This window comes from Streptomyces sp. NPDC042259 (assembly GCF_055582085.1).
Genome location: NZ_JBVJDW010000002.1, coordinates 940,781 through 954,804, shown reverse-complemented (window position 1 = coordinate 954,804; position 14,024 = coordinate 940,781). Strand labels below are relative to the sequence as shown.

Below are 14,024 nucleotides of genomic sequence, written 5' to 3'. Positions count from 1 at the left end.
ATGACAACGACCACGTACTACCCGGCCGCCCGGACCCACGGCGGCCGCCTGTGGACCACCGCGGAACGCGGACCCCTCGGGGAGCTCCTGCGCTTCCGCCTCAACCGGCCGGATCACACCGCACTGGTCCTCGTCGACCGCGCCGGCCGGGCCGTGCACGAGCCCACGTCGCGGATCCCGCTGTGGAGAACGGTCTTCGGCGGCTACCGCGACGCGTATCTGGTCGACACCGCGCCTCGGACCGGGGTGTGGCGGCTGCCCGTCGCCTCCCAGCCGGCCGCATTGGAGATCACCTGGTGGGTCGGCGACCCGGCCCGCCTGGTCCTCGGCGGGCACGGCACGGCCGACGCCTGGGAGACGGTCAGCGGACACCTGGACCGCATGCTGCACGCGACGGCGACCCGCGCTCGTGCCACCGGTCAGGAACCCGCCCCGCACCACATCGTGGAGTACCTGTCGCGGCCCCAGCCCGTCGAGGAGACCGGTCTCACGTGCTGCGTCGCGACCACACCGGCGGCGTTCGACCCCGAGGGGCCCGTCGGCACCACCGGTGGCCCGCCTCAACTGTGGGCGCCGCAGCGCCGGGAAGAGTACGAGTTCTATCTGCGGGCCGTCCGCACCGGCACCGACGCACTGGCCGCCCTGTGGCTCCTGCACCACCCGGACGAAGTACGCCAAGTCCTGGAATGGGTGACCGACCACCCCGCGGCCGACGACGACGGGCGGGGCGAACGCGACATCACCCGCACCCTCCTCGACCGCCTCTCGCAGGAGGAACAACGGCAAGTGGCACAGTCCGCCGCCGAGCGCATCCATGCGATGGCGGCACCCGAATCCGAGCCGCGGTAGCGGTGCGAGGGAGGAATCCGATGCCTGACGACAAGTACTACTACCGGCGCGGACACTGGGTACGCAAGAGCGTGCCGAAGCACCGTGCGGGCGGCACATGGCTGGGGTTCGCCGTGGCGGCGGTCCTGGGCTGGGGACTGCTGAACGGATGCCTCGGCCAGGAGACGCCCGCGGACGCACCGCCGAGGCCGCCCGCCACCTCCGGGGCAGCACGGTGAAGCGGCGGTCGCGCCGGCGGTTCCCACCACTGCCGAGGACATCGGCCGAGACCGCGGCGGCCGTCGTCGCGCTCGTCTTCCTCGCGTTCATCGTGCTGCGCCTCCTGAGGTACCTGGCGGGCTTCGGCGCCTACGCGTGGCTGTTCGTGGCCCTCACGCTCGCCTGCGGCGAACTCGTCGCCCTGCGGCGCAGGGCACGCCGTCGGTCGATCGAGCGGGAACGGGCGGGCCGTCTGGCACGACTGCGGCTGTCGCTCCGGCACGTCGACTCCCTCACTCCCGCCGAGTTCGAACTCGCCGTCCGCGACCTGATGATCCGCGACGGGATCGCCGCACGGCACGTCGGCCGCCAAGGCGACCAAGCCGCCGACGTGATCGGCACGGACACCAAGGGCCGGGTGTACGTCGCGCAGTGCAAACACACCCTCACCGGCGGCCGGGTCGGTTCCCACGTGATGTACGAAGTGAAGGGCACGGCCACGCCGGTGCACGGTGCCGACGTCGCCGTCGTCGTGACCAACGGCGGCCTGACCCGTGACGCCCGGGCCTGGGGCGACCGCAACGGAGTCCACTGGATCGACCGCGACCGCATGCGGGCCTGGGCGGAACAGGGCAGCTCCCTGCAGCAGATACTGGGGCTCCCCCCAGCGCCCGTGCCTCCCGTTTTGGGGCTGCCGCCCGCCGCTCACTAGGATCATTTGGATGATCATCAGAAAACGGCTGGCGGCGGGTGCGTGCGCCCTGCTCGCCGCGTTGGCCGCGGGAACCGCGCCGGCGAACGCCGCCGACGAACCCTCGAAGAACTCCCCGAAGGTCGAGCTGGTCCTCGACGTCAGCGGCTCGATGCGCGCCCGGGACGTGGACGGGCAGTCGCGCATGGCGGCGGCCCAGCAGGCGTTCAACGAGGTGATCGACGCCGTACCGGACGACGTACGGCTCGGCATCCGCACCCTCGGGGCTAACTACCCCGGTGACGACAAGGAGCTGGGCTGCAAGGACAGCAAGCAGCTGTACCCCGTCGGGCCGGTGAACCGGACCGAGGCCAAGACGGCCGTCGCCACGCTGCGGCCCACGGGCTGGACGCCCATCGGGTACGCGCTGCGCGGCGCGGACGCCGACCTCGACATCGGTGGCGGCACCCGCAGGATCGTGCTCATCACCGACGGTGAGGACTCCTGCGGGCAGCCCGACCCGTGCGACGTGGCCCGGGAACTGGCCGCCAAGGGCACCCACTTGACCGTCGACACCCTGGGCCTGGCCCACGACGACAAGACGCGCGAGCAGCTCAGCTGCATCGCCGAGGCCACCGGTGGCACCTACACCACCGTGCGGCACACCAAGGAGCTGTCGGGCCGCATCAAGCAGCTCGTGCGGCGCGCCGCCGACCCCGTCGAGACGCCCAAGGCGACGCAGGGCGCGGCCGAGTGCGCGAAGGCGCCCGAACTGCGTGCCGGGCTCTACACCGACCGCGCGACCTTCGGTCAGCACCGCTGGTACCGCGTCAAGGTGGCACCCGGCCAGGAGCTGCGCACGTCGGTGAGCGTCGCCGCGGACCGCGCGGTCGACCCCGACTACGGGGTGCTGCTACGCGCCGTGGACGAGGGCAACCGGGAGCTGGTGCGCGGCACCGACGCGGGCAGCGGCCGGACCGACGTCATGTCGGCCGGGCTGCGCTACCCGATCGCCGAGGCGAAGAAGAACGAGGACAAGCAGGCGCGGACCGTCTGTCTGGAGGTCTCGCACTCCTTCTCCGCGCCCGCCTCCGTCAAGCGTGACCCCGGCCTTCCCGTCGAGCTGGCCGTCGACCTCGTCGACGCCCCGGACGACCCCTCCGACCTGGCCGCCTTCGGCCTCGGCCGGGGCTGGGTGCTGCTGGCCGTACTGGCCGTGACCGGGCTGCTCGCCGGTCTGCTCTGGGGCTGGCTGTCCCGCTGGCGTGTCTCGGTGTGGAGGACGAACTGATGCGTACGACACGAGTGCTGACCTCCGTGCTGCTCGCCGCGGCCGCCCTCCTCACCTCCGCGACGGCCGCCACGGCGGACGACGCGAGCCCGAGCCCCTCCGCCACCGAGCGCGACGCGCCCACCGAGGCGGGGACCACCTTCCGCACCGCGACGGCGGTCAAGCAGGGCCAGAAGGCCACGGCCGACGCGTCCACCGGTGACTACCTCTACTGGCAGTTCCCCGCCGGTGCGGGCCAGCGGGCCACCGTCAAGGCGAAGGTCGAGCTGCCGGAATCGGCCGCCCGGCACGGCGCGTCCACCTGGCAGCTGGACGTCTTCGACGGACTGCGCCGCCGTCAGGCGTGCGCCGCCGGCGTGCCCACCCACAAGGCGTCGGCCCAGGACGCCTCGGTGACCGTGACCTGCACCCTGCGGACCGTGCGGCCCTGGTCCGAGCGCTGGGCCAACGACCCGCTCCCCGGGGCGTACTACATCAGGCTCACCGTCACCGACATCCCCGACCGCGACCTCGGGCAGCCCGTACGGGCCGAGGTCGAGGCGAGTGCGAAGGACATCGGCGGACCGCGCGCCGAGGGCGGCGAACTGGGCGCCCCGCTGCACGCGGCGGCCGTCACCGAACCCGAGAGCGGCTGGAACGGCGGCTGGTTCTCCGACCGCTGGGTGTGGACCGTGGGCGGCGCCCTGCTCGGCGCCCTCGCCGCCATCGGCGGCTACACCCTCACCCGGCGCCCCCGCCGGAACGGCTCTCCCCCCGCCGGAAACTGAAGTCCCCGAAGTCCTTCACCCGACGCGCCCGTGGTCCCCGTGACCACGGGCGCGTCCCGCTGCGCGGGCCCGGTCAGACCGGCTTGGGCCGGTTGGGCGGATCACCGTGGACGGCGTGCAGATACAGCGCGAGCAGATCGCGGGTGAAATACGAGCTGTAGGAGATGTCCGGTGTGTCACCGCCCGTGTGGTAGCCGCCGATGACACCGATCAGCGCGTACCCCCGCGGGCCGCGCACCAGGAACGGCCCGCCCGAGGTGCCGCCCACGTACCCCGCGCACGCGATCTCCAGGAAGTCACCCGGTGCGCCCGGATCCGTACTGGTGTAACGGTGGGTGGCGGACCGGCAGTCCAGGGGCTTGGGGTACTTGGCGTCACTGCTGCCCGGGTAGCCGATCAGCCGCACGTCCTCGTGCCGGTAGCCGGGGTAGGGCAGCAGATCGAAACCGCCCACGGCGCTCTGCACCTCCGCGCCGTCCGCCCGGACGCCGAGCCGGACCACCGTGTAGTCCCAGCGGGCACCACCGCCCGAACCGAGGTCGTAATAGCGCTGGTCGATGTAGATCAGCTCGACCGGGAACACGCCGTGCGGCTTGAGGCCGTCGTGGTACTGCGGCACGAACGACAGACGCTGCTTCGGGCTCGGCGAGCGCAGGCAGTGCGCGGCGCTGACCACGAGGTCACGGTGCGGGCTGCGCACCACCGTCCCGCCGCAGAACCGCCCACCGTTCTGCCCGTCGGTCCAGAAGAACGTACCCACCTGCGGAATCCCGTCGAAGGGGCGGCTGGGCGGCACCGGCTCGCCCACGGCGGCCGGCTGCCGCTCCCCGCGCGGGGCGACCGGCCGCGCTGCCGCCATCCGCTCGGCCGTCCAGTAGGCGTCGGCGGCCGCGGCGGCCGCGATCGCGGCGGGCGGGCCGCCCGCACCCGTGGCGAACGCGGCCGGCCCCGGCAGCGCCGTGGCCAGCAGTCCGAGGACCAGGACCGCGAGGCCGCGCAGGGGAAGACGTCTGTCCGTGCGTCTGTCCATGAACGGGTTCCTCTCTGTTACGCCGATGACCGACGGGCGCAGGGGAATGCGGACACGTACGAGGCGAGCGTGACACCACCGCGCCACGCAAGCGAGACACGCGACACAAGCCACCGCGTTCACCCGTACGAATGTGAGCAAGCGATAGCCTGGCGTGACGGGGTTCGTCCGACTGCTGCGTGGGGGAGTTGACTCATGGTGGATCCGGTGTCCTTGGGCGCGATCACGACGGCGGTGACCGCCGCGGCGGGTTCCGTCGGAACCGAGGCGGGACGCCAGGCCTGGGGATCCCTGGTGGATCTCGCCCGCCGGGCCTTCGGCAGAGGACGGGACGACGACACCGGCACGGTGGCGCTGCCCCTCGACCCGCGGGACGACGAACAGGTCCGGTCGCTGTCCGCGCTGCTCTTCGCACACGCGCTCCAGAACCCCGGCTTCGCCGAGGAGTTCCGGGCCTGGTCCGAGAGCAGCCGCGCGAGCCTCGCCCTCGACAACAGCCACGTCACCAACACCGTCACCGGCAACGCGCGGGTCGGTACGCTGATCCAGGGCAGAGACATCAACTGGAGATCCGAATAGCGGGAGTTCCCTTGGACGGCGGCACCAACGGCAGGGAAGACGACTTCGACGACGAGCTGAAGGACGCCGTCGACAACGCGTTCTCCGGCCGGGCCGACGCGGTCTTCCAGGGCAGGGACTTCACCTACCACGACCACCGGGTGGTCACTCCCGCCGCATGCCCGATCCCGCACCAAGTACCCGCCTGCACACCCCGGTTCGTCAACCGCTCCGACGAGCTGGCGGCCTTGGACGGCTTGTTCGGCGCGGGCGGAGACGCGCCTGACGGCAACGGCGACGGTGCCGGCGGTGACGCCGGCTCGCCCCGGGTCGTCGTGCTCAGCGGCCTGCCCGGGGTGGGCAAGTCCGCCACCGCGCGGCGCTGGGCGGAGCGATCCCGCGGCCGGTTCCCCGGCGGCCAGCTCTACGTCGACTTCGCCGACTTACGCGGCCCAACCGGCGCCAGCGACGTCTCCGGCGGCCTCGCCGCGATCCTGCGCGCCCTCGGCGTGGACGAGAACTTCCTGCCGACGACCCTCGCCGAGCGGACCAAGCTCTTCCGCTCGCGTACCGCGGAGCGCGGCGTCCTGGTCGTCCTCGACGACGTCACCCACCCCGCGCACGTCACTGCCCTCATCCCCGGCGCGCCCGGCAGCGCCGTCGTCGTCACCAGCAACCGACGGCTCGGGGACCTGCTCCTGGACGGTGCCCACCTGATGCCCCTCGACCCCCTGGACGCGGCCGCCGGAAGCAGGCTCCTCGCGGACCTGTGCGGCGAGCACCGCGTACGGGCCGAACCCGAGGCGGCGGCCCGACTGGTCGAGCGCTGCGCCGGGCTGCCCGTCGCCCTGCACATCGCCGCCTCCCGGCTGGCGGCGCACCGCCGGCTCACCCTGTCCGCCCTCGTCGCCGAACTGTCGGCGGGCCGCGGCGGCCTGGCCGCGCTGCGCCCCGGCCCGGGGGAGGACAAGCGGGGCGTCCGCGCCCTCTTCGACGTCGTCTGCCGTGACCTGCCCGACGACGCGGCACGCCTCTACCGCCGCCTCGGGCTGCTGCCGCACCGCACCTTCGACGCGGACACCGCCGCCGTCGTCGTGGCCGACGGCGACCCGGGCACGGCACAGGCGCTCCTGGACACCCTCGACGCCGCCAGCCTCCTGGAGGACGCGCCCGACGGCCGCTACCGACTGCACCCCCTGGTGCGTCTGCACGCCCGGGCCCTCGCGGAGGAGGACGAACCGGAGGCCGAGCGGGAAGCGCTGCTGAGCCGCGTCGTCGACCACTTCGTCGCCTACACGGCCTTCGCCGACCGGGCCCTCATGGGCGACCGGCTGCGCATCACCGACCACGCCGAGGTGCTGGCCGGGCACACCGACCCCTTCACGGGTGACACCCCCCGCGACGCCGCCCTCAGCGGACTGGAATCCGTCCGCGCCGACGCGCTGGCCGTCCTGCGCGCCGCCGTCGGACACGGCCTGGACCGGCGCGCCTGGCAGCTCGCCGAATCCCTCACCGCGCTCTACTTCCACCACCGGCACCTCGCCGACTGGATCGAGTCCGGCGACCTCGGCGCCGCCGCCGCTGCCCGCACGGGCGACCGGGCCGCCGAGGCCCGGCTGCGCAGCCTGGTGTCCCGCCCGCTCATGGACGTGGGCGACACCGACCGGGCCCGCGCCGAGTCCGAGTCCGCCGTCCGACTCGCCGACGCGTCCGGCCACCTGGTGCTGCGCGCCTCCGTGCGGGAGTTCGCCGGCCGCTACTGGGACCACGTCGACCCGCGGCGCGCGATCGGCGCGTACGAGCACTCCCTCGCCCTCAACCTCGAAGCCGGTGAACCGCGCGGCGCCGCCCTCGCCCGCTTCTTCATGGGACGCACCCAGGACGCCTGCGGCGACCACGAACGCGCACTGGCCACGCTCCTGGAGGCGTACGAGCAGCTGCGCGCCCTCGGTGACACCCGCATGGCGGGCCGCGCCCTCGCCGCCGTCGGCCGGGCCCAGGACCACCTGGGCCACGAGGCCGAGGCGGTACGGTCCCTGGAACGCGCGGCGGACATCCTCCGCGAGCGCCGCGCCACGCACTACGAGGCCGAGGCGCGCGAGGACCTGGCCGCCATCGCCACCCGCTCGAACGACCACACGGCGGCCCGCCGCCACCTGTCCCGTGCCCTGGAAATCCACGAGGCCGGGGGCAGCCCCCGGGCGGAGACGTTGCGGGATCGGTTGCGCGAGGTGGGGGAGTAGACGACCGTATCGTCCGCACCACCGCTGCGCGGCGGTGTCCTCAAGCGCCGGACGGGCTGGTGTGCTGTGTCCTCAAGCGCCGGACGGGCTGGTGGTGGCTGGGCATGGCAGTCAAGCCCAGCCACATCAAGCCCGTCCGGCGCTTGAGGACGCGCCCGCAGGGCGCCCGCCGCCGCAGGCGGCCAAGACGGCCCGCAGGCCGAAGGAGCCGCCGGCCAGGCGAGAGGGGCCCGCCGCCGCAGGCGGGAGACGGGCCGGTTGCCGAAGAGCCGCCGGCCAGGCGAGAGGCGCCTCGCCGCCGCAGGCGGCCAAGACGGCCCGCAGGCCGAAGGAGCCGCCGGCCAGGCGAGAGCCATCAGCGGCCTACCGGCCGAACCCGTAGCGTGACGTCCTCCTCGCGGGCACCCACCCGCAGTGCCACCGTGCCCGTCAAAGCGTGCCCCGCGCGGAGGCAGGCGTAGACGACCGCCGTGAGGAGGGCCGGGTCGGTGACCGGGCCGGTGGCGGTGGACGTCACGACACGGCCGTCGCGCAGGGCCGTCAGACAGCCGCCCCGCACCGGTACCGCCGCGAGCCGGGCGCCCGGGTACCGGCCGAGGGTGTCACGGGCCCAGCGCAGCGCCGACACCACCGCCCCGGCGGGTACGCGGCGGGTGATCGCCGACGCGCTCTCCAACTGCCGGAGGTCCGGCTCCTCCTCGTCACAGGACAGATACCGGAAGACGCCCGGCTCTTCCGGCTCCTCCGGCTGCGAAGCCGCCGGCAGCCGGCTGACGGAGACCGTCCACTCCCCGTCGGTCCCGGCGACGGCCGTCCGTACGTAGGCCGCCGTGACCTCGTGTCGCCCGTCGGCCACCGGGAGGGGGAACGCGTGCAACGGCGGCCGGGGCGAAGGCCGTTCCGGCAGCCGCAGCAGCTCGTAGACGGCGGACCGCAGCATGTCCAGGGCCCGCCCGGGCTCCATGAACGCACCGGCCGCCACCTTCGTCAGGCGTTCCGCGTCGTGCTCCGCCACGGCCCGCTCCACCTGCGCGCCGAGCGGCGCGCTGGGGTCCAGACGGGGCGCGATCCGGCCCAGCTCGCTCATCGGCGTCCCCGGCACCGACTCCTCGCCGAACGCGGCGAGGAGCAGCGGTATGCCCAGCGCCGCGGCGTAGAACGTCACCGAACCGTGGTCGCCGACGACCGCGTCCGCCGCCAGCAGCGCCGCCTGCCAGCCTCGTTGCGGCGGTATGAGCAGCAGCCCGGAGTCCAGGGCGGCCGCCTCGACCGAGCGGACGTGCCAAGGGCTGTGCGCGGACCACACATTGGGGTGCACGATGGCGGCCACCCGGTGCTCGTCCAGCGCGAGCCCGGCGAGCAGTGCGGCGGGCAGCCCGGGCACCGAGCCGAGCAACGACTGCGGCCCCCAGGTGGAACTGATCACCACCAGCCGCTGCCCGCGCTCGACGCCGAGGGCGGCCCGGTAGCGCTCGCGCAGCCCCCGGGAGGCCAGCAGCCGGTCGTAGCAGGGGTCGCCGACGGTCAGCGCGCGGGCGGCGAGCGAGGGGTGGTATTCGGCCAGTTGCCGGACCTGATCCGGGTGCGAGACGGCGTGCCAGGCGCGCTCGTCGTCCATCACACCGGACAGCCGCCGGCCGGACCCCCGTGAGTCCGGCACCAGCTTGTGGAAGCCGACACCGTGCGGGAGGACGAGGACGGGACAGTCGACCCCGCCCGGATCGACGTTCTCACTGGCGGACACGAGGAGGTCGCATGCCGTACGGGACAACTGGCCCCAGGGCATGACGCGTACCCCGGCGTCGGTCAGCAGGGCGTGGACGCCGTCGGCGAACGCGGAGGTGGGGTCGAAGGCGAAGACGACGTCGACGCGGGGGTCGGAACGGAAGAGGGAGGGAAGCACCTCGAGCAACCGGGTCGTGGACGTGACCGTCCGCGCCGCCGCGACCACGACCCGCTCACCGGGAAACGTCCGCCACCGCCACGCCTGCGCCCCCACCGGAACCAACAGGTCCCCCGGCTCCCGGCTCCCGGCTCCCGGCTCCCGGCTCCCGGCTCCCGGCTCCCGGCTCCCGGCTCCCGGCTCCCGGCTCCCGGCTCCCGGCTCCCGGCTCCCTATGCTTCCCTTACCGGCCCGCAATTCGTTTCGCAACCTCTCGCGCCCGATCGCCCCGACTGCCGCCACCACCGTAGATCAGGGGCGAACAGGTGATCCCCGCAAGGGAGATATCAGGTGGTTCTTCCGGTCTTTTCGATCTCACGAAGACGTCGGTACTTCCTTCCCCTCCGGCTTGTCCACCCGTCCATCAACTCCTGGTTAAGTCGCCGGCTCGCCTTTCACGAGGGGTGGACTAGTGCCAGGCCTTCTTCCCGTGGCAGGATGCCTACCGCGGCCGGGCCGGGCTTAACTGGCCGTGAGGTGCCGTGAGGAAGAGTCCGAAGGACGGAGCAGATGGCAGTCGGGGGCGACAGGGCGGCAGGTGACGTGGGCAGCGCGCTCGCGGAGCGGCTCAACTACCTGTTCGCGAACATGCATCCGCCGGGGGCGCCGTACACCAACGGGCACGTGGCCGAGGAGATCAGCCGCGGCACCGAGGAGTACGGCGGGATCACGCTGACCGAGCAGTATCTGTCGATGCTGCGCAACGGCCGGCGGGCCAACCCCAGCCCGGATGTGCTGCGAGCGCTGGCGAAGTTCTTCGCCGTGCCGGTCGGCTATCTGATGGGTGACCTCTCGGCCTCGCAGGCCGCGCGGGTCGAGGAGGAGGTCCGGTTCCTCGTCGCCATGAGGGATCAGCGTGTCAGGGGCATCGCCCTGCGTTCGGTGGGTCTGCCGCCGGAAGTGCAGGACAGCCTCACCGCGATCATCTGTCAGTTCCGGCAGCAGATGAATCTGCCCGCCGATCCGCCCGACGCGGGCGGTGACGAACGCCCGTGAGCGTCATGGCGGATGACCGGCTCTTCTATACCTGGCGGCGTTCCGAGGACGAGGACGGTGCAAGCATGCGTGTGGGGCGGATACGGCGACGGTGCAAGCAGCTCATCCATGAGCTGGCACTGCCCGCGTCGACCGATCTCCAGGGCATGTGCGACGCCGTCGCGCGCCGGGTGGGCCGGCCCATCCGTCTGGTGCCGATGAGCCTGGACGGGGTCGTCTCGGGCATGACGGCCACCACCGACGACGCGTTCTGGGTGTTCTACGAGCAGAAGACCTCGCCCTGGCACCAGGTGCACATCGTGCTGCACGAGATCGGGCATCTGCTCCTGGGCCACGACCAGGACCCGGCCGTCACCGAGGACGCCCTCAAGATGTGGACTCCGTCGGTCGACGTGGCCACCGCCATGCGCCGGATGGGCCTGACGATGGGTCTCGCCCGGCACCACTGCTACGACAACCTCACCGAGCGCGAGACCGAGATCCTCGGCACCCTCCTCATGGAGCGGGTGGTGCCTCCGCCGCCGGGCCAGGACCTGCCCCTGGAGGGCCAGGCGGCCGAGCTGGCCGCCTCCCTGGGGCCCGCGCTCCAGCACGTGCGCCGCCAACTGCGAGCGGGAGGCGCCGTACGCCCCGAGACGGGCATCGGCCCCCGCGACGACACCCGCGCGCCCGCCGCCGACGGCGAGCACACCGACGGCACTGACGGCACCGACGGCAGGGCAGCCGGGGACACCGGGGGAGGGGACGCCGGTGTTTGACGCCCTGTACCTCACCTTCAGCGCCATCGCCTGGGCCATCGTCGGCTACAAGGCCCGCGCCTGGTTCCGCGACCGCGGCAACACCGACCTCGGGCTGGCCGCCCTGATGACCGCGGGCGTCCCCGTCGTCTTCCTCTTCTCCGCGCCCAGCGTCTACCGCTGGTTCGACCGGCTCACGGGCGTGGCCAATCTGGCGATGGTCTTCCTGTACTCCGCCGTCGTGCTCTTCGCGTCCGGCGCCACGGTGCTGCTGCTGCGCTGGACCGGCCGGGGCGACGAGACGGTCAGGGCCCGCGCGGCCGCCCGGTCCCGGTTCGCGGTGATCACCGTGGCCGTGGTGTGGACCGCGGCGATCGTGTGCTTCGCCGTGGGCCGACCCGACGCCGTGGAGCACCCCCGGGACTTCTCCACCGCCTACGCCGACGCGCCCGGTGTGGTCGCCTTCCTGGTGCTGTACCTGACCATCTTCGGCGTCAGTCTCGCCGGGCTCGGCACCCTGTGCCCGCGCTACGCCGCCCAGCTCGGCCGCTCCTGGCTCGCCAAGGGCCTGCGGACGCTGGCCGCCGGGTGCTGGCTCGGTCTGCTGTACTGCGCCTGCAAGCTGGCCGGGTTCGTGCTGAGCTGGGCCGGCCACGAGACGTACTGGCTCTCCAACGGGGTCGCGCCGATGAGCGCCTCGGTGGCCGCGCTGTTGGTCCTCCTCGGGTTCTCGCTGCCCGCCGTGGGCCCGCGGGCCGCCGCCTGGCGTCGGCTGCGCCGGCTGGGCCCGTTGTGGCGGGCCGTCACCGAGCACGCCCCGGAGGTCACCATCGGGGAGTCCCGGTGGAGCCGTCGCTGGCCGGTCGCCGACCTGGAGTGGCGGGCCAACCGGCAGATGGCCGAGATCCGCGACATCCAGCGCGGCATCCGGCGCCACGTGGAGCCCGAGGCCCTCACCATCGCCCGGCGGAAGGCGACCGCCGCCGCGCTCGACGACCGCCGGATCGCCGCGGTGGTGGAAGCCGCGGCCCTGCGCCGGGGCCTGGCGAACCAGATCACCGGACACGTGCCGACACCCCACGCCGACAGCGTGGTGGTCACCGTCAGCGCCGACCCGGCCGAGGAACACGAGCACCTGGCGCGCGTCGCGGACGTCTACCACGACCCCATGGTCGACGCCGTGCTCACCGAACTGCGCGAGTCCTGCTCGGCCCGTCTGTTATGACGGCGGGCCCCACAGACGAGGCGGCCATGGACGGGGGTCAAGGCCGCCTACGACACAGGCCGGCGCTGGATCCGTACGACCGTACGGATCCAGCGCCGCCGGTGCGCACCACCACCCCGGGGCGGCGACGCCCCCCTCCAGAGTCGGATCTCATGCAGAACTCCGCCCAGCCCGGCACCCCTACACCCGCCGATGTCACCACCCGGCTGATCCACGACCCGCACGGCACGGCCGCCGAACTCCGCGAGGCGGCACCCGCCCACCGGATCATCGGCCACGACGGCCGGCCCGCCTGGCTGGTGACCCGCTACGACGACGTCCGCCGGGCGCTCGCCGACCCCCGGTTCTCGCTGGACAAGCGCAACGCCCTGCCCGGCAACTACAGCGGCTTCGCGCTGCCCCCGGCACTGGAATCCAATCTGCTCAACATGGACCCGCCCGACCACACCCGGGTGCGCCGCCTGGTGGTGAAGGCGTTCACCCCCGGCCGGGTCGACAAACTCCGTGAGCCGGTACGCCGGCTCGCCGGCGAACTCCTCGACGCCGCCGAGGCCGACGGGCGCGCGGACCTGCTCGCCGCCTACGCCGGCCCGCTGCCCATCACCGTCATCTGTGATCTTCTCGGCGTCCCGAAGGAGGGCCGGCTCGACTTCCGGGCCTGGACCGACGCCCTGATCACCCCGGACCGCACCCGGCCCGAGCAGGCCAAGCGGGCCGTCGGCAATTTGCTGGGCTTCTTCGCCGGGCTCATCGCGAGCAAGCGCGCCGACCCCGCCGACGATCTGCTCTCCGACCTGATCGCCGCCCGGGACGAGGAGGGCGACGGCGACCGGCTGTCGGAGGACGAACTGACGTCCTTGGCGTTCCTCATCCTCTTCGCCGGATACGAGAACACCGTCCATCTCATCGCCAACGCGGTCCTGGCCCTGCTCGACCACCCCGAACAGCTGCGCGAGCTGCGAATGAATCCGGACGGTCTCGGAAGGGCCGTGGAGGAGCTGGGACGCTGGGAAGGGCCCGCCCCGCTGGCGATCCGGCGTTTTCCGCTGGAGGACGTCGCCCTCGGTGATGTGGTCGTGCCGGCCGGTGAGACGGTGCTGCTCTCGCTGGCGTCCGCCAACCGCGACCCCCGGCAATTCTCCGACCCCGACCGCCTTGACCTGCGGCGGGACCGGTCCGGGCAGCTCACGCTGGGCCATGGAATCCACTACTGCCTGGGCGCGCCGCTGGCCCGGATGGAGACCGAGACGGCGCTGGCCGTGTTGTTGGAGCGTTTCCCGAACCTCGCGCTCGATGTGCCGCGGGAGGAGCTGAGGTGGCGTCCGACGGTGCGCGCGCGTGGCCTGATTTCACTCCCCGTTCGCTGGTAATCGACAACCCGAACAGGTTTTTGGTGCATAACCCATCCTTGATGAGGTAGAACTGTCCTCGAGCCCGCCCGGTGTGCATCCCCCGTCGCACCGGGCGGGCCTTCGACTGCCCGGCCCCGGCGGAGTG

The 14,024-nt window shown here is 73.1% G+C and carries 13 protein-coding genes; 11 read left to right on the top strand and 2 right to left on the bottom strand.

Translation table 11 applies throughout. The features are described 5' to 3' along the window. From ACZ6MA_RS08590 to ACZ6MA_RS08570, 5 genes are read left to right on the top strand one after another with little or no spacing between them, the layout of a single operon-like run. The gene (locus tag ACZ6MA_RS08590; protein WP_469432122.1) at positions 1-849 is read left to right on the top strand and encodes a hypothetical protein; all 849 of its coding nucleotides are present in this window, start codon (positions 1-3) and stop codon (positions 847-849) included. Positions 850-869: 20 nt separating this feature from the next. After that, entirely contained in the window at positions 870-1,067 is a 198-nt protein-coding gene (locus tag ACZ6MA_RS08585; RefSeq protein WP_469432121.1) for a hypothetical protein, read from the top strand. Continuing rightward, on the top strand, positions 1,064-1,759 hold the full coding sequence (locus ACZ6MA_RS08580; RefSeq protein WP_469432119.1) for a restriction endonuclease: 696 nt from the start codon (positions 1,064-1,066) through the stop codon (positions 1,757-1,759). The genes ACZ6MA_RS08585 and ACZ6MA_RS08580 overlap by 4 nt, the downstream gene beginning before the upstream one ends. A 10-nt stretch (positions 1,760-1,769) precedes the next feature. After that, positions 1,770-3,029: a VWA domain-containing protein gene (locus ACZ6MA_RS08575; protein WP_469432117.1), complete on the top strand. Its 1,260-nt coding sequence runs from the start codon at positions 1,770-1,772 to the stop codon at positions 3,027-3,029. Next, positions 3,029-3,796, top strand: a complete 768-nt coding sequence (locus ACZ6MA_RS08570; RefSeq protein WP_469432116.1) for a hypothetical protein — start codon at positions 3,029-3,031, stop codon at positions 3,794-3,796. Before ACZ6MA_RS08575 ends, ACZ6MA_RS08570 begins: the two co-directional genes overlap by 1 nt. A gap of 73 nt (positions 3,797-3,869) precedes the next feature. Here ACZ6MA_RS08570 and ACZ6MA_RS08565 read toward each other — a convergent pair whose 3' ends face one another. Then, entirely contained in the window at positions 3,870-4,826 is a 957-nt protein-coding gene (locus ACZ6MA_RS08565; RefSeq protein ID WP_469432114.1) for a trypsin-like serine peptidase, read from the bottom strand. 195 nt (positions 4,827-5,021) lie between these two features. On the opposite strand from ACZ6MA_RS08565, the gene ACZ6MA_RS08560 reads away from it, so the two are divergent. Together ACZ6MA_RS08560 and ACZ6MA_RS08555 are read left to right on the top strand one after the other, a co-directional pair. After that, on the top strand, positions 5,022-5,405 hold the full coding sequence (locus ACZ6MA_RS08560; protein ID WP_469432112.1) for a hypothetical protein: 384 nt from the start codon (positions 5,022-5,024) through the stop codon (positions 5,403-5,405). Between the two features lie 11 nt (positions 5,406-5,416). Further along, a complete protein-coding gene (locus ACZ6MA_RS08555; protein WP_469432111.1) occupies positions 5,417-7,627 on the top strand; it encodes an ATP-binding protein in 2,211 nt (736 codons plus the stop codon). 355 nt (positions 7,628-7,982) lie between these two features. Here the strand turns inward: ACZ6MA_RS08555 and ACZ6MA_RS08550 are convergent, their stop codons facing one another. After that, positions 7,983-9,626 (bottom strand): hypothetical protein, encoded by a 1,644-nt coding sequence (locus ACZ6MA_RS08550; protein WP_469432110.1) that lies wholly within the window; start codon positions 9,624-9,626, stop codon positions 7,983-7,985. Positions 9,627-10,079: 453 nt separating this feature from the next. Between ACZ6MA_RS08550 and ACZ6MA_RS08545 the strand changes: the two genes are divergently transcribed. The 4 genes from ACZ6MA_RS08545 (at position 10,080) to ACZ6MA_RS08530 (ending at position 13,897) form a co-directional block, all read left to right on the top strand. Beyond that, positions 10,080-10,565 (top strand): helix-turn-helix domain-containing protein, encoded by a 486-nt coding sequence (locus ACZ6MA_RS08545; protein ID WP_469432109.1) that lies wholly within the window; start codon positions 10,080-10,082, stop codon positions 10,563-10,565. A 5-nt stretch (positions 10,566-10,570) separates the two neighbouring features. Continuing rightward, on the top strand, positions 10,571-11,323 hold the full coding sequence (locus ACZ6MA_RS08540) for a hypothetical protein (protein WP_469432298.1): 753 nt from the start codon (positions 10,571-10,573) through the stop codon (positions 11,321-11,323). Then, complete coding sequence (locus tag ACZ6MA_RS08535; RefSeq protein WP_469432107.1) at positions 11,316-12,527, top strand: MAB_1171c family putative transporter; 1,212 nt, start codon at positions 11,316-11,318, stop codon at positions 12,525-12,527. The genes ACZ6MA_RS08540 and ACZ6MA_RS08535 overlap by 8 nt, the downstream gene beginning before the upstream one ends. A 152-nt stretch (positions 12,528-12,679) precedes the next feature. After that, positions 12,680-13,897, top strand: a complete 1,218-nt coding sequence (locus ACZ6MA_RS08530) for a cytochrome P450 family protein (RefSeq protein WP_469432106.1) — start codon at positions 12,680-12,682, stop codon at positions 13,895-13,897. The last annotated feature ends 127 nt before the right edge of the window (positions 13,898-14,024 follow it).

Coding starts and splice junctions, on each gene's coding strand:
- ACZ6MA_RS08590 (WP_469432122.1), top strand. CDS start 1: ATGACAACGACCACGTACTACCCGGCCGCCCGGACCCACGGCGGCCGC.
- ACZ6MA_RS08585 (WP_469432121.1), top strand. CDS start 870: ATGCCTGACGACAAGTACTACTACCGGCGCGGACACTGGGTACGCAAG.
- ACZ6MA_RS08575 (WP_469432117.1), top strand. CDS start 1,770: ATGATCATCAGAAAACGGCTGGCGGCGGGTGCGTGCGCCCTGCTCGCC.
- ACZ6MA_RS08570 (WP_469432116.1), top strand. CDS start 3,029: ATGCGTACGACACGAGTGCTGACCTCCGTGCTGCTCGCCGCGGCCGCC.
- ACZ6MA_RS08565 (WP_469432114.1), bottom strand. CDS start 4,826: ATGGACAGACGCACGGACAGACGTCTTCCCCTGCGCGGCCTCGCGGTC.
- ACZ6MA_RS08560 (WP_469432112.1), top strand. CDS start 5,022: ATGGTGGATCCGGTGTCCTTGGGCGCGATCACGACGGCGGTGACCGCC.
- ACZ6MA_RS08545 (WP_469432109.1), top strand. CDS start 10,080: ATGGCAGTCGGGGGCGACAGGGCGGCAGGTGACGTGGGCAGCGCGCTC.
- ACZ6MA_RS08540 (WP_469432298.1), top strand. CDS start 10,571: ATGGCGGATGACCGGCTCTTCTATACCTGGCGGCGTTCCGAGGACGAG.
- ACZ6MA_RS08530 (WP_469432106.1), top strand. CDS start 12,680: ATGCAGAACTCCGCCCAGCCCGGCACCCCTACACCCGCCGATGTCACC.